We start from the raw sequence: 25,813 nt of genomic DNA on the forward strand, positions 1-25,813 counted from the left end.
TTTCGCCTGGGTTTTAGCCCTTCATCAACTGCGCCAGCAGCTCGTAGGAATGAATCCGGTCGGCGTGTTCATACAGGTCGCTGGTAAAGATCAGCTCGTCGGCGCCGGTTTGCTCGATCAACACCTCCAGTTTGGCGCGGATCTTCGCCGGGCTGCCGACCATTGCCAGGCCGAGGAAGCTTCCCACCGCATCTTTCTCATGGGGCAGCCACAGGCCGTCCATGGTATCGACCGGCGGGCGCTGCACCAGGCTTTGCCCGCGCATCAACGCGAGGATGCGTTGGTACACCGAGGTGGCCAGGTAGTCGGCCTGTTCATCGGTGTCAGCGGCCACCAGCGGAATGCCGAGCATCACATAGGGCTTGTCCAGCACCGCCGATGGTTTGAAGTGATTGCGGTACACGCGAATCGCTTCATGCATCAGGCGAGGTGCGAAATGGGAGGCGAAGGCGTAGGGCAAACCCCGCTCGCCTGCCAGTTGTGCGCTGAACAGGCTGGAACCGAGCAACCAGACCGGCACGTTGGTGCCGGTGCCGGGTACGGCAATGATGCGTTGGTCGGGTGTCCGTGGGCCCAGGTAGGCCATCAGCTCGGCAACATCTTCAGGGAACTCATCGGCGCTGCCGGAGCGTTCTCTGCGCAGAGCGCGCGCGGTCATTTGATCGGAACCCGGCGCACGGCCCAGGCCCAGATCGATACGGCCGGGGTAGAGGCTTTCCAGGGTGCCGAACTGTTCGGCGATCACCAGCGGCGCGTGGTTGGGCAGCATCACGCCACCGGAGCCGACGCGGATCGTCGACGTACCGCCCGCCAGATAACCCAGCAACACCGAGGTGGCCGAGCTGGCGATGCCGTCCATATTGTGGTGTTCAGCCACCCAGAAACGGTTGTAGCCAAACTTTTCCACATGCTGGGCCAGGTCCAGGGAATTGCGCAGCGACTGCGCCACACTGCCATTGGCCCGCACGGGCACCAGGTCGAGGGTCGAGAACTTCACGTCGGACAGCGATTTCATAAGCCTGCTTCTCCAATAGGGGCGCAGGCTTTTTAGACGATCCAAAACCTGCCGCTTCATGTGCATGCTCTATGCAATGAGGGCATATACCCGAGATTCAATAGCTGAGCAGAAATTTCCTACTGGATTGCTAGGTTTCTCCGACAAGAAGATGAACTTTGCCAAGCGGTCTATCCTCAGAACCCTTACTGACGCAAAACCACCGTTCGAGGAGACCGCTATGAGTATCGTTAAAAAAGCATCCGCGCATTGGGAAGGTGACCTGAAGACGGGCCTGGGGTCTATCTCCACGGAAACCGGCGTGTTGCGCGAAGCGCCCTACGGCTTCAAGGCACGTTTTGAAGGCGGCAAGGGTACTAACCCGGAAGAACTGATTGGTGCGGCGCATGCCGGCTGTTTCTCCATGGCGTTTTCCATGATTCTGGGCGATGCGGGGCTCAAGGCTGACAGCATCGACACCCAGGCCGAAGTGACGCTGGACCCGGTCGATGGCGGCTTTGCTATTACGGCTGTGCACCTGATCCTGAAAGCCAAGATCCCAGGCGCGAGCCAGGCGCAGTTCGATGAGCTGAGCAAGAAGGCGAAGGAAGGCTGCCCGGTGTCCAAAGTGTTGAATGCAACAATCAGCCTGGACGCCACGCTGGTCAACTGACCGCGTAGGTCCACTGTGGGAGGGGGCTTGCCCCGATAGCGGTCTTTCAGTCATATAAATGTCGACTGATCCACCGTTATCGGAAGCAAGCCCCCTCCTACATTCAGTTCTGCGTTAAATCAGAACTCGTGTTTCCAAACTGTGGTCGAATAGCCATATGCAGCCTAGGCGCACACCCGTGCGCAGTGCATTCAGGGAGCTTCACACATGAAACGTTTTGCCTTGGCGATCATCTGCGGTGTGTTGGCCACTTCGGCCGTGGCCGCGCCGAAAGATTGTGAAGAGCTCAGGAAAGAGATCGAGGTCAAGATTCAGGCTAACGCGGTGCCGTCCTACACCCTGGAGATTGTCAGCAAGGAAGAAGCTGATAAGCACGACGTAGCCATGGTCGTCGGCAGTTGTGAGAACGGCACCAAGGCGATCGTCTACCAAAAAAATAACGACTGATCAGAGGCAGTTCACGCTGCGCTCTTCAGCCAGTAACTGGCGGGCGGCGTTATACAGGCGAATATTCGGCGTGTAGCCCAACGAGCGTCCTTCCAGGCGATAACGTTGGCCTGCTTCGAAATGGTCGTACTGCAGGGTAATGAAGCAGGTTCGCTCGGTCGTTTGGCCAAAACTGCTGAAATTTCCGCCCGTAGGCACTTCAAAATCAAAACGTACCATCAGCTCGTGGCCGCCAGGCGGGACTTGGAAGTAGCGTCCGTCATTAAGGTTCTTGCCGTCCAGGCGCTGTGCCATCACCAGCTTGGCGCCCGGCGTTGGCGTGGCAAAATCAACCCATGCTTGTTGCGGATCGGCGGGAGGCATCGGGGTTGACGTACAGGCGCTGATGAACACGGCGGCGACGCAAAGCAAGAGCTGACGCATGACAGGCACTCGATGACAGGACGGGTATCTCGGTCAGTATAAACACGAACCCATCAGCCAAGAGCAGTCAGGTATGGTCAGGCGTTTTCTTCCAGGGTTGATGGTGTTGCTGCTCAGTGGCTGTTCCAGTGTCAGCTACTACAGCCAATTGGCGGGTGGCCAGTGGCAGCTGTTGCAGGCTCGGGAGCCCGTTTCAAAGGTCGTCGCTGACCCATCCCGCCCGCAGCAACTGCGCGAGCATCTCGCCCAATCCCAAAAAGCGCGAACCTTCGCCAGCGAACACCTGCACCTGCCTGACAACCAGAGTTACCGGCTGTACGCCGATATTGGCCGGCCTTATGTGGTCTGGAATGTCTTCGCCACGCAGGAGTTTTCCCTGTCTCCTGAAAATCACTGCTTCCCCATTGCCGGTTGCGTGGCCTATCGCGGTTATTACAGCCAAGGTGCCGCACGGGGTGAGGCGGCGTTATTGCGTCAGCAAGGCATGGATGTTTCGATTGGCGGGGTCGAAGCCTATTCCACGCTGGGTTGGTTCAATGACCCGATCATCAGTTCGATGATGCACTGGGGTGATGAACGCCTGGCCACGCTGATTTTTCATGAGCTCGCGCACCAGCGTTTTTATGTGAAGGACGACACTGAGTTCAACGAATCATTTGCCAGCTTTGTCGAGCAGGAAGGTACCCGACAATGGCGCGCCGCCCGTGGTTTGGGGCCTCTGAGCAATTTGACGTTGAAGCAGCGTGACCAGTTTATCCAGCTGATCCTCGACACGCGCAAACGCCTGGAAAAACTCTACGCGCAGCCGCTGTCTGCCGAGTCGATGCGCCGGGCCAAGGCGGCCGAATTCGAGCACTTGCGCCGTAAGTACCGGCAGATGCGCGACAGCCAGTGGGGTGGCGACAAGCGTTATGACGCCTGGATCAACCTGCCGATGAACAATGCGCGGCTGCTGCCGTTCGGGCTGTATGACCAGTGGGTGCCGGCGTTTGCGGCGTTGTTTGCGCGTGAAGGCGGGGATTGGGTGAAGTTCTATGCGGCGGTGGAGAAGTTGGGTGGATCGCCGGTGGCGCAGCGCAAGGCGGCGTTGAGGCAGTTGGCGGGGGGTTGATCTTTAGGGACTCATCGGGGGCAAGCCCCCTCCCACCTTGTCCGGTGTACACCTTTCAAAAATGTGGGAGGGGGCGGCGGCCTCAAGCCCGCTGCAAAAACGCCTGATGCATCTCTGCCAACGTCTCAAAGTGCCAGGTCGGCGCCTCGGCATTCAACTCTTCAAAGCTGCCAAACCCATAACCGACGGCCGCTGAATCCAGCCCATTGCTACGCGCTCCGATCAGGTCGTGCTTGCGATCACCAATCATCAAGGTCGTGGCCGGGTCCAGGCCTTCCTCGCACATCAGATGCGCGATCAGCTCGACCTTGTTGGTCCGCGTCCCGTCCAATTCGCTGCCGTAGATCACCTTGAAGTGCTTGGCAAAGTCGAAATGTCGGGCGATTTCACGGGCAAATTCCCACGGCTTGGAGGTGGCTACGTACAGCTGGCGGCCCTGGCTGCTCAAGTCTTCCAGCAGCGGCGTCACCCCGTCGAACACGCGGTTTTCATACAGCCCCGTGACTTTGAAGCGCTCGCGGTAAAAATTCAGCGCCTCCCAGGCCTTGGCTTCATCGAAGGCGTAGAACTGCATGAACGCTTGCAGCAACGGCGGGCCGATGAAATGTTCGAGTTTGGTCAGGTCCGGCTCGTCGATGCCCAGTTTGCCGAGGGCATACTGGATCGAGCGGGTGATGCCCTCGCGTGGATCGGTGAGGGTGCCGTCCAGGTCGAACAACACGGTTTGGTAAGGCAGGCTCATTGGTCAAATCCCTCAGCCAGGTGCAGGTCTTTGAGCTTCACGTAGTTCGCGGCGCTGTAGGTGAAAAAGGCGCGCTCCTTGTCAGTCAGCGCCCGGACCTGTTTAACCGGGCTGCCCACATACAAGAAGCCGCTGTCGAGTTTCTTGCCTGGCGGCACCAGGCTGCCGGCGCCGATGATCACGTCGTCTTCCACCACGGCGCCGTCCATCACGATGCTGCCCATGCCGATCAGGATGCGGTTGCCCACGGTGCAACCATGCAGCATGACTTTGTGAGCGATGGTCACGTCGTCGCCGATCAGCAGCGGGAAACCATCAGGATTGAAGGGGCCTGCGTGGGTGATGTGCAGCACGCAGCCATCCTGCACGCTGGTGCGCGCACCGATGCGGATGCGGTGCATGTCGCCGCGAATCACGGTCAGCGGCCAAACCGAGCTGTCGGTGCCGATTTCGACATCGCCGATCACCACCGCCGAAATATCGACAAAAGCCCCGGCGCCCAGGGTTGGCGTGTGGTTCTGATAGGTGCGAAGGGTCACGATAGCCTCTCTCTCTTCTGCTGATAGCTGCGGTGGGCGTTGATTGTAATTAAGATGGCCCCATCTTTGTTCTTACATGTTTCTTCAGCCAAGGTGCCAACCGTGAGCGCGAACAACCCTCTTCTGCAGTCCTACGACCTGCCGCCGTTCTCGGCGATCCGTGCCGAGCACGTGCAGCCGGCCATCGAACAGATCCTCGCCGACAACCGCGTTGCCATCGCAGGCATCCTGCAAAGCCAGGGTAAAAATCCGACATGGGCCGGGCTGGTACTGGCCATGGACGAACTGAATGACCGCCTGGGCGCCGCCTGGAGCCCGGTCAGCCATCTCAACGCGGTGTGCAACAGCGCCGAATTGCGCGAGGCCTATGAAAGCTGCCTGCCCGCATTGAGCGCGTATTCCACCGAAATGGGCCAGAACCGCGAGCTGTTCCAGGCCTTCGAAGCCTTGGCCAACAGCCCCGAAGCCGCCGGTTTCGACGTGGCGCAAAAAACCATTCTTGAGCACTCCCTGCGCGATTTCCGCCTGTCGGGCATTGACCTGCCACCTGAGCAGCAGAAGCGTTATGCCGAAGTGCAGAGCAAACTGTCCGAGCTGGGCAGCAAGTTCTCCAACCAACTGTTGGACGCCACCCAGGCCTGGACCAAACATGTCACCGATGAGGCTACGCTCGCCGGCCTGACCGACTCGGCCAAGGCGCAAATGGCCGCTGCCGCACAGGCCAAAGGCCTCGACGGCTGGCTGATCACCCTGGAATTCCCCAGCTACTACGCGGTGATGACCTACGCCCACGACCGTACCCTGCGTGAAGAAATCTACGCGGCCTACTGCACTCGTGCGTCGGACCAAGGCCCGAATGCCGGTCAGAACGATAACGGCCCGGTGATGGAGCAGATCCTCGACCTGCGTCAGGAACTGGCGCAACTGCTCGGTTTCGCGTCGTTCTCCGAACTGAGCCTGGCCACCAAAATGGCTGAATCCAGCGATCAGGTCCTGAGCTTCCTGCGCGACCTGGCCAAGCGCAGCAAGCCGTTTGCCGCCCAGGATCTGCAACAGCTCAAGGCTTACGCCGCCGAACAAGGTTGCGCCGACCTGCAAAGCTGGGACAGCGGTTTCTACGGCGAAAAACTGCGCGAGCAGCGCTACAGCGTGTCCCAGGAAGCCCTGCGCGCCTACTTTCCGATCGACAAAGTGCTGGGCGGCCTGTTCGCCATTGTGCAGCGCCTGTATGGCATCGAGATCGCCGAGCAGAAAGGCTTCGACACCTGGCACCCGGATGTTCGCCTGTTTGAAATCAAGGAAAACGGCCAGCACGTCGGCCGCTTCTTCTTTGACCTTTACGCCCGCGCCAACAAGCGTGGCGGTGCCTGGATGGACGGCGCCCGCGACCGTCGTCGCACCGTTGACGGTGTGCTGCAAAGCCCGGTGGCCAATCTGGTGTGCAACTTCACCCCGGCTGACAGCGGCAAGCCTGCCCTGCTGACCCACGATGAAGTCACCACGCTGTTCCACGAATTCGGCCACGGCCTGCATCACCTGCTGACCCGCGTCGAGCACGCCGGCGTGTCCGGCATCAACGGGGTGGCCTGGGATGCGGTGGAGTTGCCGAGCCAATTCATGGAGAACTGGTGCTGGGAGCCAGAAGGCCTGGCGCTGATCTCCGGCCATTATGAAAGCGGTGAGCCGCTGCCCCAGGACCTGCTGCAAAAAATGCTCGCGGCGAAGAATTTCCAGTCCGGCCTGATGATGGTGCGCCAGCTGGAATTTTCGTTGTTTGACTTCGAAATGCACGCCACCCACGGTGATGGCCGCAGCGTGGCGCAGGTGTTGGAAGGCGTACGCGACGAGGTGTCGGTCATGCGTCCGCCGGCCTACAACCGCTTCCCCAACAGCTTTGCGCACATCTTCGCCGGTGGTTATGCGGCTGGTTACTACAGCTACAAGTGGGCAGAAGTGCTGTCGGCGGATGCCTTTTCCAAGTTCGAAGAGGACGGCGTACTCAACGCTGACACCGGTCGTGCATTCCGCGAGGCGATCCTGGCCCGTGGTGGTTCACAGGCGCCGATGGTGCTGTTCGTCGACTTCCGCGGACGCGAACCGTCGATTGACGCACTCTTGCGCCACAGCGGCCTGAGTGAGGACGCGGCAGCATGAGTGAAGGGCCTGTGATTACCAAAAAACAATTCATCGCCGGGGCGGTCTGCCCGGCGTGCAGCGAGCCGGACAAGCTGAAAATGTGGACCGAGGACAACGTGCCGCACCGCGAATGCGTGGCCTGTGGCTATACCGACACCTTGAATGATCAAGGGCTGTCAGTGCCCAAGGAGCTGGGGACGCGGGTCAATACCTCGGCACTCAAAGCGCCGGCGGACCCCAAGGTTCAGGCAGTGCAATTCTTTCCGAACCCGAAGCTGAAAAAAGACTAAAAGTTTCACGCACACCTAATGTGGGAGGGGGCTTGCCCCCGATAGCGCAGTGTCAGGCAGCCTATGTATCGGCTGACCCACCGCTATCGGAGCCAAGCCCCCTTCCACATTTTTTTGCCTGCGTTTATTCGACTTAGGTCGTTGAATCCTTTCTCCACATCCTTAGCCTGCTATCATTTGTAACCATTGATTGCCAAAAATAGACGAGCCGCTCCCCAGAAGCGACCGAATAAACCCGTGACCACATGATGAGGTGCACCCATGTCTGATCAAGATCAAGACAACCCCCGGCGTGACTTTTTGCGCAAATCCTTGACCTTGATCCCGGTGGTCACGGTTGCCAGTACCGGCCTTGGCGGCTCGATATTGATGGCCACGCCTGAGCCTGCCCAGGCCGCGCCGGCCAAGCCTGCGGCGAGCGACAAGGCCTACGAGCCAAGCTATTTCACCGCAGAAGAATGGGCGTTTATCAACGCCGCCGTCGAGCGCTTGATCCCCGCCGACGCCCAAGGCCCAGGTGCCCTGGAAGCCGGTGCGCCGGAATACATCGACCGTCAGATGAACACGCCGTATGCCAGTGGCGCGCTGTGGTTCATGCAAGGTCCGTTCAACGCCGACGCCGCGCCAGAGATGGGCTGGCAGAGCAAGTTGGTGCCCAAAGAGATCTATCGCCTGGGCATTGCTGCGACGGATGCCTGGTCGAAAGCCTTCAACGGTAAAGCTTTTGCTGCGCAAGACAGCGCTACCCGAGACGATATGCTGCGCCGTCTAGAGGCTGGCGGCAGTGAAGTAACGGCGCATTTCGAGGCGGTGCCGCCAAAGATGTTCTTCAACCTGTTACTGCAAAACACCAAGGAAGGCTTCTTCTGCGACCCGATCCACGGGGGCAATAAAGGCATGGTCGGCTGGACCATGATCGGCTTCCCCGGCGCCCGCGCCGACTTTATGGATTGGGTGGAACGCAACGAGCAATACCCCTTCCCGGCTGTTTCCATCCGTGGCGAGAGGGCATAACCGTGGCGACCATCATGAAGAAAGTGGATGCAGTGATCGTAGGCTTCGGCTGGACTGGCGCGATCATGGCCAAGGAGCTGACGGAGGCGGGCCTCAACGTGCTGGCGCTGGAGCGCGGCCCGATGCAGGACACGTACCCGGACGGCAACTATCCCCAGGTCATCGACGAATTGACCTACAGCGTGCGCAAGAAACTCTTCCAGGACATCTCCAAGGAGACGGTGACCATTCGCCACAGCGTGAATGACGTCGCCCTGCCTAACCGTCAGCTCGGTGCTTTTTTGCCGGGCAATGGCGTGGGCGGCGCGGGTTTGCACTGGTCGGGTGTGCACTTTCGTGTCGACCCGATCGAGCTGCGCATGCGCAGCCATTACGAAGAACGCTACGGGAAAAATTTCATTCCCAAGGACATGACCATCCAGGACTTCGGCGTCAGCTATGAAGAACTGGAGCCGTTCTTCGACTACGCGGAAAAGGTCTTCGGCACCTCCGGCCAGGCCTGGACCGTCAAAGGCCAACTGGTGGGCGAAGGCCGTGGCGGCAACCCTTACGCGCCAGATCGCTCCAACCCGTTTCCGTTGCAGGCGCAGAAAAACACCGTCTCCGCACAGCTGTTTCAGAAAGCGGCTGCCGACGTGGGTTACAAACCCTACAACCTGCCCTCGGCCAACACCTCGGGGCCTTACACCAACCCTTACGGCGCGCAAATGGGGCCGTGCAACTTCTGCGGTTTTTGCAGTGGCTACGTGTGCTACATGTACTCCAAGGCCTCGCCGAACGTGAACATCCTGCCGGCCTTGCGCCGGGTGCCGAACTTCGAACTGCGCCCCAATTCCCACGTGCTCAAGGTCAACCTCGACAGCACCAAGAAGAAAGCCACGGGCGTGACCTATATCGACGCCCAAGGACGCGAAATCGAGCAGCCGGCGGACCTGGTGATCCTCGGCGCGTTCCAGTTCCACAACGTGCGGCTGATGCTGCTGTCGGGCATCGGCAAGCCGTACGACCCGATCACCAATGAAGGCGTGGTGGGCCGCAACTTCGCCTACCAGAACATGGCCACCATCAAAGCCTTTTTCGACAAAGACACTCACACCAACAACTTCATCGGCGCGGGCGGTAATGGCGTGGCGATGGACGACTTCAACGCGGACAACTTCGACCATGGGCCCCATGGCTTTGTGGGCGGTTCGCCGATGTGGGTCAACCAGGCCGGCAGCCGGCCGATTGCCGGGACGTCCAACCCGCCTGGCACCCCGGCCTGGGGCAGTGCGTGGAAGCGCGCCACCGCCGATTACTACACCCATCAGGTGTCGATGGATGCCCACGGCGCCCATCAATCCTACCGGGGCAACTACCTGGATCTGGACCCGGTTTACCGCGATGCCTACGGCTTGCCGCTGCTGCGGATGACGTTCGATTGGCAGGAAAACGACATCAAGATGAACCGCTTCATGGTCGAGAAAATGGGCAAGGTCGCCCAAGCGATGAACCCCAAGGCCATTGCGGTACTTGGTAAAAAAGTCGGTGAGCATTTCAACACTGCGTCCTACCAGACCACCCACCTCAACGGTGGCGCGATCATGGGCACCGACCCGAAAACCAGTGCGTTGAACCGTTACCTGCAGAGCTGGGATGTACACAACGTGTTTGTCCCAGGCGCGTCCGCTTTCCCACAGGGCCTGGGCTACAACCCTACTGGCCTGGTGGCGGCGCTGACCTACTGGTCGGCTCGGGCGATCCGTGAGCAGTACCTGAAAAACCCCGGCCCACTGGTTCAGGCATAAGGAGCGATGACCATGAAAGCATTTGTTATCGCGACGTTGGCGCTGCTCAGCAGTTGCTCCATAAGCGCTGCCGAAACCGACCTGATCCAGCAGGGCGAATACCTGGCCCGCGCCGGTGACTGCGTGGCCTGCCACACTGCCAAGGGTGGCAAACCCTTTGCGGGTGGGCTGCCGATGGAAACCCCGATTGGCGTGATCTACTCCACCAATATCACCCCGGACAAGACCGGCCTGGGCGACTACAGCTTCGACGACTTCGACAAGGCCGTGCGCCATGGTGTCGCCAAAAGCGGTAGTACGCTTTACCCGGCGATGCCCTATCCGTCTTATGCGCGTGTCAGCGACAGCGATATGCAGGCGCTGTATGCGTACTTCATGAAGGGTGTGGAACCCGTTGCCCAAGACAACAAGGACAGCGACATTCCGTGGCCCTTGAGCATGCGTTGGCCGTTGGCGGCGTGGCGTTGGATGTTTGCCCCTGAAGTGGCGGATACACCGGCTGAGGCAGCGACTGACCCGGTTATCGGCCGTGGCGCCTACCTGGTGGAAGGTTTAGGCCACTGCGGCGCGTGCCATACACCGCGTGCCCTGACCATGCAGGAAAAAGCCCTGAGTGCTACCGATGGCACCGCGTTCCTGTCCGGCAGTGCGCCGTTGGAAGGTTGGATCGCCAAGAGCTTGCGTGGCGACCACAAGGACGGCCTCGGCAGCTGGAGCGAGGAGCAGCTGGTGCAATTCCTCAAGACCGGTCGCAGTGATCGCAGCGCGGTGTTTGGTGGCATGAGCGACGTGGTCGTCCACAGCATGCAGTACATGTCGCAAGACGACCTGACCGCTATCGCCCGTTACCTCAAGAGCCTGCCGGCGGTCGATCCCCAGGATCAGCCCCATGTGTACGACAAGCAGGTAGCCCAGGCGCTGTGGAAAGGCGATGACAGCCAGCGGGGTGCCTCGGTGTATATCGACAACTGCGCGGCCTGCCACCGAACCGATGGCCATGGCTATACACGGGTGTTCCCGGCCCTGGCGGGTAACCCGGTAGTGCAGACGGCGGATGCCACCTCGTTGATCAACATTGTGTTGAACGGCGGCACTTTGCCGGCTACGCACGCGGCGCCGTCGACCTTCACCATGCCGGCGTTTGCCTGGCGCCTGTCGGACCAGGAAGTCGCCGACGTGGTCAGTTTCATCCGTGGCAGCTGGGGCAACAAAGGTGCGCCAGTGAACGCCAGCGACGTCGCCGACCTGCGCAAGAACGATATGCGCACCACTTCGGGCGATGATTTGGGGCAGGCCACGCAAAAGCACTAAATCCTGGCTGGCCGCCAAACGGCACTGGTCAGACACCTCGCGCCTCGATACTGTATATAAAAACAGTATCGAGGCGCTTTTATGTCTACGCCGTTGCCGCCCCGTGGCCGGGGCACGGCCACCAACCTGCACAACCGCTTTGCGCCAACGGTCAGCGTGGCCGAGGACGACGGCTGGTACCAGGAAGTACCGCCGACCCAGGGCACCGAAGTGCGTATTGAGACGGCCAAGACCATCATCACCCGCAATAACTCGCCGGACCTGCCGTTTGATCGCTCGATCAACCCGTATCGCGGTTGCGAGCATGGCTGTATCTACTGCTATGCGCGGCCCAGCCATGCCTATTGGGACATGTCACCGGGGCTGGATTTCGAAACCAGACTGATCGCCAAGAGCAATGCGGCCGATGTGCTGGAGCAGCAGTTGTCCAAGCCCGGCTACGTGTGTGCGCCGATCAACCTGGGTTCCAATACCGACCCGTACCAGCCCATCGAGCGCGAATACAACATCACGCGGCAGACCCTCGAAGTGTTGCTGCGCTACCGACACCCGGTGACCATCATCACCAAGGGTTCGCTGATCCTGCGTGATCTCGACCTGCTCACCGAGTTGGCCCGCCAGCGCCTGGTGGCGGTGATGATCAGCCTCACCAGCCTGGACGATGAGCTCAAGCGCATCCTGGAACCGCGCACCGCCGCGCCCAAGGCGCGGTTGCGAGCGATCCGGGTGATGCGTGAGGCGGGGATTCCGGTGGGCGTGCTGTGCTCGCCGATGATCCCGATGATCAACGACAGTGAACTGGAAAGCCTGCTGACCGAAGCGCACGCCGCTGGTGCGCAGAGTGCGGCGTACATGATGCTGCGCTTGCCGCTGGAGGTGGCGCCGCTGTTTGAAGAGTGGCTGGCAGCCCATTATCCGCAGCGTGCGGCCCATGTAATGAGCCTGGTTCGGCAGGTGCGCGGTGGTGAGGTGTATGACAGCCGCTTCGGCGTGCGCATGCGGGGCGAAGGGCCGTTCGCCGATTTGCTGGCCCAGCGTTTCAGCAAGGCGATCAAACGCCTGGGGCTCAATCGCCGTGAAGGATTCAACCTGGATTGCACGGCGTTCTGTCCACCGGGCAGACAGATGGCATTGTTGTAGACTGATCAGCAAGAATGCACCTTGCTTGTAGGAATAGTCGCGTTTTGACATCACTGAAACCCGCGATCTAGAGCGGTTCATTCAGTTTGAGTTAAGTTTCGACGGTTACCTTGCTCAGCGAGTGACTGATGAGTCGGCGCCTGGATTTTGGAGTTTTACAACTATTCCACTGGCCGGGCGTCGAACTGTCCTGAACACTCCCCTGCACTAATCAAGAGGATGAATCATGAGTGATAAGGATAAACAGCCGTTGGCTGCGTCGGCTTCAGCCCCTCAAGTGGCGGAGTCCGCCGATGCAGCGCTAAAGCATATCGTTGACGGTTTTTTGCATTTCCATCACGACGTCTTCCCCCAGCAGGAAGAACTCTTCAAGAAACTCGCCACGGCCCAGAGCCCACGGGCGATGTTCATTACCTGTGCCGACTCGCGCATCGTGCCCGAGCTGATCACCCAAAGCTCGCCCGGCGACCTGTTCGTGACCCGTAACGTCGGCAACGTGGTGCCACCCTACGGCCAGATGAACGGCGGTGTTTCAACCGCTATCGAGTACGCGGTACTTGCCCTGGGTGTGCAGCACATCATCGTCTGCGGTCACTCCGACTGTGGCGCCATGCGTGCGGTACTCAACCCCGACAGCCTGGAAAAAATGCCGACGGTACGGGCCTGGCTGCGGCACGCCGAGGTGGCCAAGTCGATGGTCGAGGACAACTGCGACTGCGCCAACGAAGGCGAGAGCATGAAGGTGCTGACCGAAGAAAACGTCATCGCCCAGTTGCAACATTTGCGTACCCACCCTTCCGTGGCCTCACGCATGGCCAATGGTCAGTTGTATATCCACGGTTGGATCTACAACATCGAGACCAGCGAAATCCGCGCCTACGATGCCGACCAGTCGGCGTTCCGACCGTTGAGCGGCGACGGGCCGATTCCTTGCGCGACGCCTAAAGCGCGCTTCTAAAACACTTCCCTGCCGGGTAATGCGGTGGCTGCCATGGATGCAGCCAGGCTTTACCGCGCCCGGCGAATGCCTCGGGAGAGTCATCATGCGTGCTGCTCAATTGAAAGCTGTATTGCCACGGGAGCTGCTCGCCTCGGTGGTTGTGTTTCTGGTCGCCCTGCCGCTGTGCATGGGCATCGCGATTGCGTCCGGCATGCCGCCGGCCAAAGGTCTGATCACCGGGATTATCGGTGGCCTGGTGGTGGGTTGGCTGGCGGGTTCGCCGCTGCAGGTCAGTGGCCCGGCGGCGGGTCTGGCGGTGCTGGTGTTCGAATTGGTGCGCCAGCACGGCATGTTGATGCTGGGGCCGATCCTGCTGCTGGCGGGCTTCCTGCAATTGGTGGCCGGACGCTTGCGCCTGGGCTGCTGGTTCCGCGTGACGGCGCCCGCAGTGGTGTACGGCATGCTGGCGGGGATTGGCGTGTTGATTGTGCTGTCGCAGATTCATGTGATGCTTGACGGCGCGCCCAAGCCTTCTGGGCTGGACAACCTGGCGGGCTTCCCGGCTGCACTGTCCGAAGCCATCCCGACCCTTGGTGGCGGGCTCGGCTGGCAAGCGGGTTTGCTGGGCCTGTCGACGATGCTGGTGATGTACCTGTGGGATAAATTCCGCCCGCAACCGCTGCGGTTCGTGCCGGGTGCGTTGCTCGGCGTCGGCCTGGCTACGGTCACCAGCCTGGTGCTGGCGTTGCAGGTCAAACGCGTGGAAGTCCCGGAAAACCTGGCTGACGCCATTGATTGGCTGCGCCCCAGCGACCTGCTGAACCTGGCTGATCCTCAACTGCTGATTGCAGCCTTTGCCGTGGCATTTATCGCCAGCGCCGAAACCCTGCTCTCGGCGGCGGCTGTCGACCGCATGCACAACGGCCAACGTTCCGACTTCGACAAAGAGCTGTCCGCCCAAGGCGTCGGCAACATGCTCTGCGGGCTGGTCGGTGCCTTGCCGATGACCGGCGTGATCGTGCGCAGTTCGGCCAACGTCCAGGCGGGTGCAACCACCCGTCTGTCGGCAATGTTCCACGGCGTCTGGTTGCTGGGTTTCGTGTTGCTGCTGTCGAGCGTGTTGCAAAGCATCCCGGTGGCGAGCCTCGCCGGGGTGCTGGTGTACACCGGGATCAAGCTGGTCGACGTCAAGGCGTTCAAGGCTTTGGGGCGCTACGGGCGGATGCCGATGTTCACCTATGCGGCCACGGCGCTGGCGATCATCTTTACCGACCTGCTGACGGGGGTGCTGGTGGGCTTTGGTCTCACGTTGGTCAAGTTGGCGTTCAAGGCGTCGCGGCTGAAAGTCAGCCTGATCGACTTGCCCCAGGAGGGCGAGATGGAGCTGCGTTTGATTGGTGCGGCGACCTTTCTGAAAGTGCCGGCGTTGACCCAGGTGCTGTCGACGGTGCCTGCGGGGACCACGGTGCATGTCCCGCTCAACAACCTCAGCTATATCGACCATTCCTGCCTGGAATTGCTGGAGGAATGGGGTCGGGCCAACGCGGCGAAGGGTTCGAAGCTGGTGATTGAGGCGCGTGGGTTGAAGCGACGGTTGGAAGGCAGGATTCGCACGACGACGGGGATCGGCTCGGCGCCATCAATCGGCTGACGGAACCGGATCAACATGTGGGAGGGGGGCAAGCCCTCTCCCACATTTGTTCTGAGTCGAATTCAAGGTTTAAGCCGGCTGATCCAACGCCAACTCCACCCCCAACTGCCGCGACAGGCACGGCCAGCGCTTCCAGGCGGCCTCGGTGTCCGGGCTTTTCAGTTGCTCGCGATACGCTTCGACCGACTCCAGAGCGAAGTTCTCTTCGTTAAGCATCTCATCCACCGCCAGGTGCACGGCTTGATCCAACTGGTTGGCGAAATCTTCACCGATCAATTGATGGGCAATCACGTTAGCCACGGTGGTATCCGCCGGAATCAACGGCTGACCGAAATGCTTGATATACACATCGTTGACTTCTTCCACCAGCCGGTGTGCCAGGTAGGCCTCGTCCAGCAGCCCGTCCAGGCCTTCATGGCCTGCCAGAATTGCGGGCGGTTGCAGGAAAAAATGCTCGGCAATCTTCAGTACCGGCTTGATCTGGCTTTCGATCCCGGCTTCGCGAGCCACGTCATTGGCAGCATCGAGCAACTCCGGCACGAGGTCGATGTAGGCAGTGACAAAGCGGGTCATGACCACGTTGCGATCACCTTCAGCCAGGGAAATGGCTGCATGAAGGTGCGGCAATTGTTTTTCCAGCTGCTGGGCAAGCTGGCCCGTAGTGGCTTCGTGTTGATGGGCACGGGAAATCTGCTCGCGCAATGCGGCGGTGTTCATGAAGGCTCCAGTGAATCAGGCGTAGGAAAAGGGAGAAGTTAAGGTAGCTCGTTTATACGAGCGCCTAAGACGCATTTGTCATAATTATTTCATGGTTATGCACAGGCGTTATATCGAATTGCCATCGTTCGTCGGAAAATCGATTCCGCACCCGGTTTTATTGGCTCCGGCCGTGCGTTTTTGCCTCATTTGTCCCTACACATTGCGGGGTTGCAGTCCCTGTCTATACTCGGATTTGTACGCGATTAGCTGATGACGCCAGACTGCATAAGCAGGCAAGGCTAAGCGGTTGTAAGCAGTATGGAAGCCGCTCCCTTCGACGCAGGTGCAAACCGGCGGGATAACAAGAACGATAAGGGGAACCCGCAATGATGCGACATCCACACGTTTGGATGGGCCTCCTGTTGTGGTCGGTATTCGGCCAGGCGCACGCCGCCTGGACAACGAATATGGCGCCAGGGGCAACAGAAGTCAGTCACGCTGTGTTCGACCTGCACATGACCATTTTCTGGATCTGTGTGGTGATCGGCATCATCGTGTTTGGCGCCATGTTCTGGTCGATGATGGTCCACCGGCGTTCTACCGGTCAGGTCGCGGCCAAGTTCCACGAGAGCACCACCGTGGAAATCCTCTGGACCGTCGTGCCCTTGCTGATCCTGATTGCGATGGCCATTCCGGCGACCAAGACCCTGATCAACATCTACGACAGCAGTGAGTCGGATATCGATATCCAGGTCACCGGCTACCAGTGGAAGTGGCATTACAAATACCTGGGCCAGGATGTGGAGTTCTTCAGCAACCTGGCCACGCCCGCCGAGCAGATCCACAACCAGGCCACCAAGGGCGAACACTACCTGCTGGAAGTCGACCAGCCGCTGGTGCTGCCGGTGGGCGCCAAAGTGCGCTTCCTGGTCACAGCCGCCGACGTGATCCACTCCTGGTGGGTGCCGGCGTTTGCGGTCAAGCGCGACGCCATTCCGGGTTTCGTCAACGAGGCTTGGACCCGTGTCGAGAAGCCCGGTATCTACCGTGGCCAGTGCGCCGAGCTATGCGGCAAGGACCATGGATTCATGCCCATCGTGGTCGAGGTCAAGTCCAAGGCCGACTACGACACCTGGCTGGGTGAGCGTAAGGCCGAGGCCGCCAAGCTCAAGGAGCTGACCTCCAAAGAATGGACCCTTGAAGAACTGGTGGCCCGTGGCGACAAGGTCTATCACACCACCTGCGTGGCCTGTCACCAGGCCGAAGGCCAGGGCCTGCCGCCGATGTTCCCGGCGCTCAAAGGTTCGAAAATCGCCACCGGGCCTGCTGCCGATCACCTGAGCATCGTCTATCACGGCAAGCCCGGCACTGCCATGGCGGCCTTCGGCAAGCAACTGTCGGAAGTGGATATCGCGGCCGTGGTGACCTACGAGCGCAACGCCTGGGGCAACAACAAAGGCGACATGGTCACGCCGAAAGACGTGCTGGCCATCAAACAGGCGGAAAGCAAATGACAGCCCTCATTGCGTTTGCCCCGACCCGCCCCGCCCATTCGTTTGCAGGAGAACGGCCATGAGCGCTGTGATCGATGACCATGGCCACGCTGGTGACCATGCCCACGGCCCCGCCAAGGGCTTGATGCGTTGGGTGCTGACCACCAACCACAAAGACATCGGCACGATGTACCTGTGGTTTGCGTTTGCGATGTTCCTGCTCGGCGGTTCGTTCGCCATGGTGATCCGGGCCGAGCTGTTCCAGCCCGGCCTGCAGATCGTCGAACCGGCATTTTTCAACCAGATGACCACCATGCATGGCCTGATCATGGTGTTTGGTGCGGTGATGCCGGCGTTTGTCGGCCTGGCCAACTGGATGATCCCGCTGATGATCGGCGCGCCCGACATGGCCCTGCCGCGCATGAACAACTTCAGTTTCTGGCTGTTGCCGGCGGCGTTCCTGCTGCTGGTCTCGACGCTGTTCACCCCCGGCGGCGGGCCGAACTTCGGCTGGACCTTCTACGCCCCGCTCTCCACCACCTACGCGCCGGAAAGCGTGACGTTCTTTATCTTTGCCATCCACCTGATGGGCATCAGTTCGATCATGGGCGCGATCAATGTGGTCGCCACCATCCTCAACCTGCGTGCGCCCGGCATGACCCTGATGAAAATGCCGCTGTTTGTGTGGACCTGGCTGATCACCGCGTTCCTGCTGATCGCCGTGATGCCGGTGCTGGCGGGCTGCGTGACAATGATGCTGATGGACATCCACTTCGGCACCAGCTTCTTCAGTGCCGCCGGTGGCGGTGACCCGGTGTTGTTCCAGCATGTGTTCTGGTTCTTCGGCCACCCCGAGGTGTACATCATGATCCTGCCGGCCTTCGGCGCCGTCAGCTCGATCATTCCGACCTTTTCACGCAAGCCGCTGTTCGGCTACACCTCGATGGTCTACGCCACGGCGAGCATCGCGTTCCTGTCGTTTATCGTGTGGGCGCACCACATGTTCGTGGTCGGCATCCCGCTGGTGGGCGAGTTGTTCTTCATGTACGCCACGCTGCTGATCGCTGTGCCGACCGGTGTGAAGGTGTTCAACTGGGTCAGCACCATGTGGCAAGGCTCGTTGACGTTCGAGACGCCGATGCTGTTTGCGGTGGCCTTCGTGATCCTGTTCACCATCGGCGGCTTCTCCGGGTTGATGCTAGCGATTGCCCCGGCGGACTTCCAGTACCACGACACCTACTTCGTGGTGGCGCACTTTCATTACGTACTGGTGCCCGGCGCGATCTTTGGCATCTTCGCATCGGCCTACTACTGGCTGCCGAAATGGACCGGCCACATGTACGACGAAACCCTGGGCAAGCTGCACTTCTGGCTGTCTTTCGTGGGCATGAACATGGCGTTCTTCCCGATGCACTTTGTGGGGCTGGCGGGCATGCCGCGTCGGGTGCCGGACTACAACCTGCAGTTCGCCGATTTCAACATGGTCTCGTCGATTGGCGCGTTTATGTTTGGTGCCACGCAGATCTTCTTCTTGTTCATCGTGATCAAGTGCATCCGTGGCGGCCCACCGGCGCCGGCCAAGCCGTGGGATGGGGCTGAAGGCCTGGAGTGGAGCGTGCCTTCGCCGGCGCCGTACCACACCTTCACCACGCCGCCGGAGGTCAAATGAACACCTTTTTTCGGTGTGAACACCGTCAATGTGGGAGGGGCGGTGCGACGATTCGACTTGCCCCCGATGGCGGTGTATCGGCCTACAACTTCATTGGCTGTGAAATCGCAATCGGGAGCAAGCCCCCTCCCACCTTGACCGAGTTCGGCTTAGGTGATCGCCATGGCTGACTCCGTGCCCCTCAAGCGCCTCGTCACTCGGCTGCTGATCCTGGTGGTGGCGATGTTCGCCTTCGGCTTTGCGCTGGTGCCGATCTACGACGTGATGTGCAAGGCGTTCGGCATCAACGGCAAGACCGCCGGGCAGTACGAGGGTTCGCAAGTGGTGGACCCGACACGTCAGGTGCGCGTGCAGTTCTTATCCACCAACGCTATCGACATGGTCTGGGACTTCTACGCCAAGGCCGACGAGGTGGTGGTCAACCCTGGCGCCGTGACCGAGATGCTGTTCGTGGCCCACAACCCCACCGACAAGCCGATGACTGCTCAGGCCGTACCGAGCATTTCCCCGGCCGAAGCGGCGATGTATTTCCACAAGACCGAATGTTTTTGCTTCACCCAGCAGGTGTTGCAGCCAGGCGAGCGTATCGAGATGCCGGTGCGCTTTATTGTCGATCGCGACATGCCCAAGGATGTGAAGCATTTGACCCTGGCGTACACGCTGTTTGATATCACTGCGCGCCAACCGCCCGTGGCTGCCCACACCGGCGGCTAGCTACTGTTTGCCCCCTCAATCGGGAGAGTGAATACATGTCGAATCATGATACGTACTACGTACCGGCGCAGAGCAAATGGCCGATAATTGCCACGTTTGGACTGCTGATCACGGTGTATGGCCTGGGTGTGTGGTTCAACGATCTCAAGGCGGCGCGCCCGGAATCCCACGGCCCGTGGATCTTTTTCGTCGGCGGACTGCTACTCGCCTACATGTTGTTCGGCTGGTTTGGTGCGGTGATCAAGGAAAGCCGCGCCGGTTTGTACAGCCCCCAGATGGACCGCTCGTTTCGCTGGGGCATGAGCTGGTTCATCTTTTCCGAAGTGATGTTCTTTATCGCGTTCTTCGGTGCGCTGTTTTATGTGCGGCACATGTCCGCGCCCTGGCTGGCCGGTGAAGGCTCGAAGGGCGTCGCGCATATGCTGTGGCCAAATTTCGAATTTGCCTGGCCGTTGCTCAACAATCCTGACCCAAAACTCTACCCCGCCCCCGAGGGCACCATCAGCCCGTGGGGGTTGCCGCTGGTCAACACCATCCTGCTGGTGAGTTCCAGCGTGACCATTACCATCGCTCACCACGCACTGCGCAAAGGCCATCGCGGCGCGCTGAAGATCTGGCTGGCGCTCACCGTGCTGCTGGGCCTGGCATTTCTCGGGTTCCAGGCCGAGGAGTACATCCATGCCTATAAAGAGCTGGGCCTGACGCTGGGCTCCGGTGTATATGGCGCGACGTTCTTTATGCTCACCGGTTTCCACGGCGCCCACGTGACCATCGGCACGATCATTTTGTTTGTGATGCTGATGCGCGTCCTGCGTGGGCACTTCAACGCCGAGCATCAGTTTGGTTTCGAGGCGGCCAGTTGGTATTGGCACTTTGTGGATGTGGTGTGGATCGGGCTGTTTTTCTTCGTTTACGTGCTGTGAGGCTTCTTACCACGGCGCGTGGGAAACCAACTGGCCGCTGAAAAATCCCCAGGTGATCAGCGCCAGGGTGATCACGGCCAGTACGACACGCACGGTCAAGGCAGTGACGAGGCGATTGGAGTTGCCCTCGTCCTTCACCAGAAAGAACAAGCCACTGAACAGGCTTACGACAGTTGCGATCAGCATCAGGGCAATGGCTGCTTTGAGCATGGTCGGGCTCCTGGACATTGAAGAAGAGCTGCGGGCAATGAAAACAAGTATAGCCAGCGCCATAAAACAGTTTCGTCCCGGTATTGCGCCGACAGTGGTGGTGTTGCTGCTGCTGCCGTTGATGGTGGGCTTGGGGTTCTGGCAGCTGTCACGCGGGCATGAAAAGCAACACTTGCTCGACAGTTACGCCGAGCGCCGCGTGGCGGCGCCGATGAGCAGCGCCCAACTCAACGACTCCACAGATCCGGCATTTCGCCGTGTGCATCTGCGCGGTCAATTCGACGCCGATCACAGCGTATTGCTCGACAACCGCATGCGCGATGGCAAGGCCGGTGTCGAGTTGCTGCAACCCTTCCACGACCAGGCCAGCGGCCTGTGGTTGTTGCTCAATCGCGGCTGGCTGCCCTGGCCGGATCGGCGTATCCCGCCCGCCTTCACCACACCAGAACAACCGCTGAATCTCGATGCCTGGGTGTACGTCGCTCCCGGCGAAGCCTTCCAGTTGCAGGCCGACCCGGCGGGCGCGCCATGGCCGCGATTGCTCACCGCCCTGCATCCCGCGGCGCTTTGGGCGGAGTTGGGCCGCAACGGTTTTGCCTATGAGCTGCGCGCTGACGCCGGCCCTGGTACCTATGAAACGACTTGGCCGGTGGTCGCCATGGGCCCTGAGAAACACCTGGCTTATGCCGTGCAGTGGTTCGCAATGGCGCTGGCGCTGCTGGTTCTTTACCTCTACCTCGGATCGCACAACAAGAAGGAGAAGCCCCATGGGAGCGGCCACGAATCGACTCAACATGTCTGACCTGCCCGATCGGCGCAAAGGCCGCTGGCAACTGCTGCTGATCCTGCTGATGGTGATCGGCCCGATGGTGCTGGCCACCTTTATGTACAAGCTGCAGTTCTGGGTGCCGGACAGCCGCAGTTATCACGGCGAGATGATCGGCAATGGCCAGACCCGAGCCGACATTGGCGTGCAAGCGGATGAACAGCGCTGGCAACTGCTGGTCACCGCGCCCACGGCGTGTGCAGCCGATTGCCAGCAACTGGTGTACCTCGCCCGGCAATTGCAGATCGGCCTGGGGCGCGATGCCTCGCGCGCCAGTCATGCGTTGGCGAGTGCGCAGCCGGTGGGCGCCGACTACGAAACCAGGTTGAAAGCCGAATACCCTCAATTGCAGCGTTACGCGCTGGATGTTTCGACCTTTACCAAAAACGCTGCCGCGCCGGGCGATGCGCAGCTGTGGATCGTCGACCCCCACGGCAACCTGGTGCTGCGCTACGACGCCAGGGTCAAGGGCAAGGACCTGCTGAACGACCTGCGCCACCTGCTGAAACTGTCGAATATCGGATAAGGGCATCGTCATGGCCAAACCTGGATTTCGCCTCGCGTTGTTTGCCACCTTGCTGGCGCTGATCGTCGTGCTGCTCGGCGCCTACACGCGCCTGACCCACGCCGGCCTCGGATGCCCGGACTGGCCCGGTTGCTACGGCTTTATCAGCGTGCCGCAAAGCGAGGCCCAATTGGCCCATGCCGAGTTGCATTTTCCCGACACGCCGGTGGAGGCCGACAAAGGCTGGGCCGAGATGACCCATCGCTACTTTGCTGGCACTTTGGGTCTGTTGATTGTGTTATTGGCGGCGCGCTCGTGGAGTCACCGGCGTGATCCTGGCCAGCCAGTCAAATTGCCGCTGTTTCTGCTGGCCGTGGTATTTGCCCAGGCAGCATTTGGCATGTGGACGGTGACGCTCAAGCTGTGGCCGCAAGTGGTGACGGGCCATCTGCTGGGCGGCTTTGCCACCTTGAGCCTGCTGTTTTTGCTGACCTTGCGCCTGTCCGGCGTGCTGCCCGCGTTGATCGTGCCCAGGCGCCTGCAGTATTGGGCGACGGCCGGGTTGGTGTTGGTGATCGGGCAGATTGCGCTCGGCGGCTGGGTCAGCTCCAACTACGCGGCCGTCGCCTGTGTCGACTTGCCCACCTGCCATGGCGAATGGTGGCCGGCGGCCGACTTTGCCAATGGCTTTCACCTGACCCAGCACATCGGTCCGAATTACCTGGGCGGCCAACTCGACAGCGAGGCGCGCACGGCCATTCACCTGACCCATCGCCTCGGCGCGGTGCTGGTAACCCTGGTTCTGCTGGGCCTGGCCTGGCAACTGCGTGCGGTGGGCATGACGCGGCTGGCGGGGTTGTTGTTGATCGCCCTCGCTGCGCAAATCTGCCTGGGCGTGAGCAATGTAGCGTTCGGCCTGCCGCTGGCGGTCGCGGTCGGGCATAACGCGGGCGGTGCTGGCTTGCTGCTGACGCTGGTGCTGGTCAATTACCACGCGCGAACCAGCCTGGTCAGGGTGCGCAATCAATCGCCGTTCGGCTGGCGATTTATCCCGCGCAAACACGTATCGGGGCTCATCACCCTTAAAGGAGAGATGCCATGGCGACCGTGATCGGCGCGCGTCACGATCAGGCGATCTGGCGTGATTACCTGCAGCTGACCAAGCCGAAAGTAGTGGTGCTGATGCTCATCACCTCGCTGGTAGGCATGTTCCTCGCGACCCGTGCCGGCGTGCCATGGACGGTGCTGATTTTTGGCAACCTGGGCATTGCCCTGTGTGCCGGCGGCGCGGCGGCGGTCAACCATGTGGTGGATCGGCGGATCGATGCGGTAATGGCGCGCACTCACAAGCGGCCGCTGGCACAAGGGCGGGTGTCGCCGATGGCGGCGCTGGCCTTTGCATTGTTTCTGGCTGTTGCAGGCTTGGGCCTGTTGCTGGCGTTCACCAATGCCCTGGCGGCGTGGCTGACCTTGGCCTCGCTGCTTGGTTACGCCGTGATCTACACCGGGTTCCTCAAGCGTGCGACGCCGCAGAATATCGTCATCGGCGGGCTGGCCGGCGCTGCGCCGCCGCTGTTGGGGTGGGTCGCTGTCACGGGGCACATCAGCGCCGAGCCGCTGCTGCTGGTGCTAATCATCTTCGCCTGGACCCCGCCGCACTTCTGGGCCCTGGCCATCCATCGCAAGGAGGAATACGCCAAGGCCGACATCCCGATGCTGCCGGTGACCCACGGCGAGCATTACACCAAGGTGCATATCCTGCTCTACACCTTTGCCCTGCTGGCCGTGAGCCTGATGCCCTATGTGATCCATATGAGCGGCCCGTTGTACCTGGCGTGCGCGCTGGTGTTGGGTGCACGCTTTCTGCAATGGGCCTGGGTGTTGTACCGTGGCGGTCGGCCGCACGCGGCGATCAACACCTTCAAGTACTCTATCTGGTACTTGCTGCTGCTGTTTATCGCCCTGCTCGTAGACCATTACTTATTGTTGAACCTATGACTCGAACTCAAAAAACCGTCTTCATCCTGGTGGCCATCGTCGCGTTGATCATGGGCCTGACCGTCAACAAAGTGCTCAGCGGCAAAGGCCAGGGCGACCCCACCGCGCTGATCGACGCGGGCATCATCCTGCTGCCGCAAAGCCGGCAGTTGCCGCCTGTGAGCATGACCAATCAGGACGGCCAGCCGGTGGTCATCAACGAGTTGAAGGGTAAGTGGAGCCTGTTGTTCTTCGGCTACACCTTCTGCCCGGATATCTGCCCGACAACCCTCGCCCAGTTGCGCCAGATCAAGAGCGAACTGCCGAAGGAGGCTGTGGATAAGTTGCAAGTGATCCTGGTCAGCGTTGACCCGCATCGCGACACGCCGACTCAGCTCAAGCAGTACCTGGGCTATTTCGATCCGCAATTTGTGGGCCTGACCGGCGCGAATGTGGAGGATGTGCAGAAGGTGTCGAATGCGGTGAGCATTCCGTTTATTCCGGCCGATACCAGCAAACCGAACTACACCGTGGATCACAGCGGCAACCTGGCACTGATCGGCCCGGACGGGACGCAGCGTGGGTTTATCCGTGCGCCGTTGAACAACCAGAAGCTGGTGGCGCAGTTGCCGGGGTTGTTGCAGCGCAAGTGAAGACAACACAAAGCAAATGTGGGAGGGGGCTTGCCCCCGATAGCAGTGGGTCAGTCACTCGATACAGTGGCTGACACTCAGCAATCGGGGGCAAGCCCCCTCCCACATTTTTGATCTCCAGTGTTTTGGAGATTGAGGGTTGGATCAGAACGCCGGCTTGATCGCGCCTTTGTACTTTTCTTCGATGAATTTCTTCACTTCAGGCGTGTGCAGGGCGGCTACCAGTTTCTTCACCGCATCCGAATCCTTGTTGTCTTCGCGGGTGACCAGGATGTTCACGTAAGGCGAGTCGCTGCCTTCGATGACCAGTGCGTCCTTGGACGGGTCCAGCTTGGCTTCCAGGGCGTAGTTGGTGTTGATCAGCGCCAGGTCGACCTGGGTCAGCACGCGCGGCAGCGTGGCGGCTTCCAGTTCGCGGAACTTCAGGTTTTTCGGGTTTTCGGTGATGTCCTTGATGGTCGACAGGATGTTGGTCGAGTCCTTCAAGGTGATCAGGCCGTTCTTGGCCAGCAGCAACAGCGCACGGCCGCCGTTGGTGGCGTCGTTGGGGATCACCACGTTGGCGCCGCTTGGCAGGTCGTCCAGCTTCTTGTACTTGCTGGAGTAGGCGCCCAGGGGCTCCAGGTGCACCGCGCCGACGCTCACCAAGTGAGTGCCCTTGGCTTTGTTGAATTCATCCAGGTACGGCTGGTGCTGGAAGAAGTTCGCGTCCAGACGCTTTTCCGCGACCTGTACGTTGGGCTGCACGTAGTCGGTGAAGACCTTGACCTGCAGGTCCACGCCTTCCTTGGCCAGGGCAGGTTTCACGAATTCGAGGATTTCCGCATGCGGCACCGGCGATGCGGCGACCGTAATGGTTTCGGCGTGGGCGGAAAACGCGGCAACGGCGGCGAAAGCAACCAGTAGTTTTTTCATCCAACAAGCTCCTTGTTCGGGCATGTGCCGG

The 25,813-nt window shown here is 60.4% G+C and carries 27 protein-coding genes; 20 read left to right on the forward strand and 7 right to left on the reverse strand.

Annotated features, from left to right (window positions below; genetic code table 11):
• Positions 1-13: 13 nt before the first annotated feature.
• Entirely contained in the window at positions 14-1,015 is a 1,002-nt protein-coding gene (locus tag NDJ82_RS05715; protein ID WP_099586172.1) for an LLM class flavin-dependent oxidoreductase, read from the reverse strand.
• A gap of 220 nt (positions 1,016-1,235) precedes the next feature.
• Between NDJ82_RS05715 and NDJ82_RS05720 the strand changes: the two genes are divergently transcribed.
• Both NDJ82_RS05720 and NDJ82_RS05725 read left to right on the forward strand, forming a co-directional pair.
• Positions 1,236-1,667 carry an OsmC family protein gene (locus NDJ82_RS05720; protein ID WP_250925068.1) on the forward strand — a complete coding sequence of 144 codons (432 nt, stop codon included), beginning with the start codon at positions 1,236-1,238 and terminating at the stop codon, positions 1,665-1,667.
• Between the two features lie 207 nt (positions 1,668-1,874).
• Positions 1,875-2,114, forward strand: a complete 240-nt coding sequence (locus tag NDJ82_RS05725) for a DUF1161 domain-containing protein (RefSeq protein ID WP_034110558.1) — start codon at positions 1,875-1,877, stop codon at positions 2,112-2,114.
• Here the strand turns inward: NDJ82_RS05725 and NDJ82_RS05730 are convergent, their stop codons facing one another.
• A complete protein-coding gene (locus NDJ82_RS05730) occupies positions 2,115-2,537 on the reverse strand; it encodes a PA0061/PA0062 family lipoprotein (RefSeq protein ID WP_158879294.1) in 423 nt (140 codons plus the stop codon).
• Between the two features lie 73 nt (positions 2,538-2,610).
• On the opposite strand from NDJ82_RS05730, the gene NDJ82_RS05735 reads away from it, so the two are divergent.
• On the forward strand, positions 2,611-3,648 hold the full coding sequence (locus NDJ82_RS05735; protein WP_250925069.1) for an aminopeptidase: 1,038 nt from the start codon (positions 2,611-2,613) through the stop codon (positions 3,646-3,648).
• 82 nt (positions 3,649-3,730) lie between these two features.
• On the opposite strand, the gene NDJ82_RS05740 is transcribed toward NDJ82_RS05735, so the two are convergent.
• Both NDJ82_RS05740 and NDJ82_RS05745 read right to left on the reverse strand, forming a co-directional pair.
• Positions 3,731-4,390 (reverse strand): HAD family hydrolase, encoded by a 660-nt coding sequence (locus NDJ82_RS05740; protein WP_250925070.1) that lies wholly within the window; start codon positions 4,388-4,390, stop codon positions 3,731-3,733.
• Positions 4,387-4,929: a gamma carbonic anhydrase family protein gene (locus tag NDJ82_RS05745; RefSeq protein WP_099586177.1), complete on the reverse strand. Its 543-nt coding sequence runs from the start codon at positions 4,927-4,929 to the stop codon at positions 4,387-4,389. The genes NDJ82_RS05740 and NDJ82_RS05745 overlap by 4 nt, the downstream gene beginning before the upstream one ends.
• Before the next feature lie 54 nt (positions 4,930-4,983).
• Between NDJ82_RS05745 and prlC the strand changes: the two genes are divergently transcribed.
• The 8 genes from prlC to NDJ82_RS05785 all read left to right on the forward strand — a co-directional run bounded on the left by prlC (position 4,984) and on the right by NDJ82_RS05785 (position 15,198).
• Positions 4,984-7,083: an oligopeptidase A gene (gene prlC, locus NDJ82_RS05750; RefSeq protein WP_178117161.1), complete on the forward strand. Its 2,100-nt coding sequence runs from the start codon at positions 4,984-4,986 to the stop codon at positions 7,081-7,083.
• Entirely contained in the window at positions 7,080-7,355 is a 276-nt protein-coding gene (locus tag NDJ82_RS05755) for a YheV family putative zinc ribbon protein (protein ID WP_010207776.1), read from the forward strand. The genes prlC and NDJ82_RS05755 overlap by 4 nt, the downstream gene beginning before the upstream one ends.
• Positions 7,356-7,616: 261 nt before the next feature.
• Entirely contained in the window at positions 7,617-8,369 is a 753-nt protein-coding gene (locus NDJ82_RS05760; RefSeq protein ID WP_099586179.1) for a gluconate 2-dehydrogenase subunit 3 family protein, read from the forward strand.
• A 2-nt stretch (positions 8,370-8,371) separates the two neighbouring features.
• Positions 8,372-10,156, forward strand: a complete 1,785-nt coding sequence (locus tag NDJ82_RS05765) for a GMC family oxidoreductase (protein WP_250925071.1) — start codon at positions 8,372-8,374, stop codon at positions 10,154-10,156.
• A gap of 12 nt (positions 10,157-10,168) precedes the next feature.
• The gene (locus NDJ82_RS05770) at positions 10,169-11,467 is read left to right on the forward strand and encodes a cytochrome c (RefSeq protein ID WP_250925072.1); all 1,299 of its coding nucleotides are present in this window, start codon (positions 10,169-10,171) and stop codon (positions 11,465-11,467) included.
• 81 nt (positions 11,468-11,548) lie between these two features.
• Positions 11,549-12,607, forward strand: a complete 1,059-nt coding sequence (locus NDJ82_RS05775) for a PA0069 family radical SAM protein (protein WP_112192851.1) — start codon at positions 11,549-11,551, stop codon at positions 12,605-12,607.
• A gap of 226 nt (positions 12,608-12,833) precedes the next feature.
• Positions 12,834-13,565, forward strand: coding sequence for a carbonic anhydrase (locus tag NDJ82_RS05780; protein WP_099586183.1), 732 nt, complete (start codon positions 12,834-12,836; stop codon positions 13,563-13,565).
• Positions 13,566-13,650: 85 nt separating this feature from the next.
• Positions 13,651-15,198 carry a SulP family inorganic anion transporter gene (locus NDJ82_RS05785; protein WP_099586184.1) on the forward strand — a complete coding sequence of 516 codons (1,548 nt, stop codon included), beginning with the start codon at positions 13,651-13,653 and terminating at the stop codon, positions 15,196-15,198.
• Between the two features lie 69 nt (positions 15,199-15,267).
• Here NDJ82_RS05785 and NDJ82_RS05790 read toward each other — a convergent pair whose 3' ends face one another.
• Positions 15,268-15,915, reverse strand: a complete 648-nt coding sequence (locus tag NDJ82_RS05790; protein ID WP_250925073.1) for a hypothetical protein — start codon at positions 15,913-15,915, stop codon at positions 15,268-15,270.
• A 368-nt stretch (positions 15,916-16,283) separates the two neighbouring features.
• Between NDJ82_RS05790 and coxB the strand changes: the two genes are divergently transcribed.
• The 4 genes from coxB to NDJ82_RS05810 all read left to right on the forward strand — a co-directional run bounded on the left by coxB (position 16,284) and on the right by NDJ82_RS05810 (position 20,696).
• On the forward strand, positions 16,284-17,411 hold the full coding sequence (gene coxB / locus NDJ82_RS05795) for a cytochrome c oxidase subunit II (RefSeq protein ID WP_112192853.1): 1,128 nt from the start codon (positions 16,284-16,286) through the stop codon (positions 17,409-17,411).
• A gap of 58 nt (positions 17,412-17,469) precedes the next feature.
• Positions 17,470-19,059, forward strand: a complete 1,590-nt coding sequence (gene ctaD / locus NDJ82_RS05800) for a cytochrome c oxidase subunit I (RefSeq protein ID WP_099586187.1) — start codon at positions 17,470-17,472, stop codon at positions 19,057-19,059.
• 162 nt (positions 19,060-19,221) lie between these two features.
• Complete coding sequence (locus NDJ82_RS05805) at positions 19,222-19,773, forward strand: cytochrome c oxidase assembly protein (RefSeq protein ID WP_099586188.1); 552 nt, start codon at positions 19,222-19,224, stop codon at positions 19,771-19,773.
• Between the two features lie 35 nt (positions 19,774-19,808).
• Positions 19,809-20,696 carry a cytochrome c oxidase subunit 3 gene (locus NDJ82_RS05810; protein WP_099586189.1) on the forward strand — a complete coding sequence of 296 codons (888 nt, stop codon included), beginning with the start codon at positions 19,809-19,811 and terminating at the stop codon, positions 20,694-20,696.
• A 6-nt stretch (positions 20,697-20,702) separates the two neighbouring features.
• Here the strand turns inward: NDJ82_RS05810 and NDJ82_RS05815 are convergent, their stop codons facing one another.
• On the reverse strand, positions 20,703-20,906 hold the full coding sequence (locus NDJ82_RS05815; RefSeq protein ID WP_012721507.1) for a twin transmembrane helix small protein: 204 nt from the start codon (positions 20,904-20,906) through the stop codon (positions 20,703-20,705).
• Positions 20,907-20,943: 37 nt separating this feature from the next.
• Between NDJ82_RS05815 and NDJ82_RS05820 the strand changes: the two genes are divergently transcribed.
• From NDJ82_RS05820 to NDJ82_RS05840, 5 genes are read left to right on the forward strand one after another with little or no spacing between them, the layout of a single operon-like run.
• On the forward strand, positions 20,944-21,708 hold the full coding sequence (locus tag NDJ82_RS05820) for an SURF1 family protein (RefSeq protein ID WP_250925074.1): 765 nt from the start codon (positions 20,944-20,946) through the stop codon (positions 21,706-21,708).
• Positions 21,674-22,258, forward strand: coding sequence for a PA_0111/PP_0108 family redox-active disulfide protein (locus tag NDJ82_RS05825; protein ID WP_158879302.1), 585 nt, complete (start codon positions 21,674-21,676; stop codon positions 22,256-22,258). Before NDJ82_RS05820 ends, NDJ82_RS05825 begins: the two co-directional genes overlap by 35 nt.
• A 10-nt stretch (positions 22,259-22,268) precedes the next feature.
• Positions 22,269-23,348: a COX15/CtaA family protein gene (locus NDJ82_RS05830; protein WP_099586192.1), complete on the forward strand. Its 1,080-nt coding sequence runs from the start codon at positions 22,269-22,271 to the stop codon at positions 23,346-23,348.
• Positions 23,336-24,235, forward strand: coding sequence for a heme o synthase (gene cyoE, locus NDJ82_RS05835; protein ID WP_250925075.1), 900 nt, complete (start codon positions 23,336-23,338; stop codon positions 24,233-24,235). Before NDJ82_RS05830 ends, cyoE begins: the two co-directional genes overlap by 13 nt.
• Positions 24,232-24,867 (forward strand): SCO family protein, encoded by a 636-nt coding sequence (locus tag NDJ82_RS05840; protein ID WP_112192858.1) that lies wholly within the window; start codon positions 24,232-24,234, stop codon positions 24,865-24,867. Before cyoE ends, NDJ82_RS05840 begins: the two co-directional genes overlap by 4 nt.
• 144 nt (positions 24,868-25,011) lie before the next feature.
• Here the strand turns inward: NDJ82_RS05840 and NDJ82_RS05845 are convergent, their stop codons facing one another.
• Complete coding sequence (locus tag NDJ82_RS05845) at positions 25,012-25,782, reverse strand: MetQ/NlpA family ABC transporter substrate-binding protein (RefSeq protein WP_250925076.1); 771 nt, start codon at positions 25,780-25,782, stop codon at positions 25,012-25,014.
• Between the last annotated feature and the right edge of the window lie 31 nt (positions 25,783-25,813).

This window comes from Pseudomonas sp. SR18 (assembly GCF_023701505.1).
Lineage (GTDB): Bacteria > Pseudomonadota > Gammaproteobacteria > Pseudomonadales > Pseudomonadaceae > Aquipseudomonas > Aquipseudomonas cyclaminis.

Bases quoted from the DNA above. Each gene is read 5' to 3' on its own strand.
- NDJ82_RS05715 (WP_099586172.1), bottom strand. From the start codon at position 1,015: ATGAAATCGCTGTCCGACGTGAAGTTCTCGACCCTCGACCTGGTGCCC.
- NDJ82_RS05720 (WP_250925068.1), top strand. From the start codon at position 1,236: ATGAGTATCGTTAAAAAAGCATCCGCGCATTGGGAAGGTGACCTGAAG.
- NDJ82_RS05725 (WP_034110558.1), top strand. From the start codon at position 1,875: ATGAAACGTTTTGCCTTGGCGATCATCTGCGGTGTGTTGGCCACTTCG.
- NDJ82_RS05730 (WP_158879294.1), bottom strand. From the start codon at position 2,537: ATGCGTCAGCTCTTGCTTTGCGTCGCCGCCGTGTTCATCAGCGCCTGT.
- NDJ82_RS05735 (WP_250925069.1), top strand. From the start codon at position 2,611: ATGGTCAGGCGTTTTCTTCCAGGGTTGATGGTGTTGCTGCTCAGTGGC.
- NDJ82_RS05740 (WP_250925070.1), bottom strand. From the start codon at position 4,390: ATGAGCCTGCCTTACCAAACCGTGTTGTTCGACCTGGACGGCACCCTC.
- prlC (WP_178117161.1), top strand. From the start codon at position 4,984: ATGGCCCCATCTTTGTTCTTACATGTTTCTTCAGCCAAGGTGCCAACC.
- NDJ82_RS05755 (WP_010207776.1), top strand. From the start codon at position 7,080: ATGAGTGAAGGGCCTGTGATTACCAAAAAACAATTCATCGCCGGGGCG.
- NDJ82_RS05760 (WP_099586179.1), top strand. From the start codon at position 7,617: ATGTCTGATCAAGATCAAGACAACCCCCGGCGTGACTTTTTGCGCAAA.
- NDJ82_RS05770 (WP_250925072.1), top strand. From the start codon at position 10,169: ATGAAAGCATTTGTTATCGCGACGTTGGCGCTGCTCAGCAGTTGCTCC.
- NDJ82_RS05775 (WP_112192851.1), top strand. From the start codon at position 11,549: ATGTCTACGCCGTTGCCGCCCCGTGGCCGGGGCACGGCCACCAACCTG.
- NDJ82_RS05780 (WP_099586183.1), top strand. From the start codon at position 12,834: ATGAGTGATAAGGATAAACAGCCGTTGGCTGCGTCGGCTTCAGCCCCT.
- NDJ82_RS05785 (WP_099586184.1), top strand. From the start codon at position 13,651: ATGCGTGCTGCTCAATTGAAAGCTGTATTGCCACGGGAGCTGCTCGCC.
- NDJ82_RS05790 (WP_250925073.1), bottom strand. From the start codon at position 15,915: ATGAACACCGCCGCATTGCGCGAGCAGATTTCCCGTGCCCATCAACAC.
- coxB (WP_112192853.1), top strand. From the start codon at position 16,284: ATGATGCGACATCCACACGTTTGGATGGGCCTCCTGTTGTGGTCGGTA.
- ctaD (WP_099586187.1), top strand. From the start codon at position 17,470: ATGAGCGCTGTGATCGATGACCATGGCCACGCTGGTGACCATGCCCAC.
- NDJ82_RS05805 (WP_099586188.1), top strand. From the start codon at position 19,222: ATGGCTGACTCCGTGCCCCTCAAGCGCCTCGTCACTCGGCTGCTGATC.
- NDJ82_RS05810 (WP_099586189.1), top strand. From the start codon at position 19,809: ATGTCGAATCATGATACGTACTACGTACCGGCGCAGAGCAAATGGCCG.
- NDJ82_RS05815 (WP_012721507.1), bottom strand. From the start codon at position 20,906: ATGCTCAAAGCAGCCATTGCCCTGATGCTGATCGCAACTGTCGTAAGC.
- NDJ82_RS05820 (WP_250925074.1), top strand. From the start codon at position 20,944: ATGAAAACAAGTATAGCCAGCGCCATAAAACAGTTTCGTCCCGGTATT.
- NDJ82_RS05825 (WP_158879302.1), top strand. From the start codon at position 21,674: ATGGGAGCGGCCACGAATCGACTCAACATGTCTGACCTGCCCGATCGG.
- NDJ82_RS05830 (WP_099586192.1), top strand. From the start codon at position 22,269: ATGGCCAAACCTGGATTTCGCCTCGCGTTGTTTGCCACCTTGCTGGCG.
- cyoE (WP_250925075.1), top strand. From the start codon at position 23,336: ATGGCGACCGTGATCGGCGCGCGTCACGATCAGGCGATCTGGCGTGAT.
- NDJ82_RS05840 (WP_112192858.1), top strand. From the start codon at position 24,232: ATGACTCGAACTCAAAAAACCGTCTTCATCCTGGTGGCCATCGTCGCG.
- NDJ82_RS05845 (WP_250925076.1), bottom strand. From the start codon at position 25,782: ATGAAAAAACTACTGGTTGCTTTCGCCGCCGTTGCCGCGTTTTCCGCC.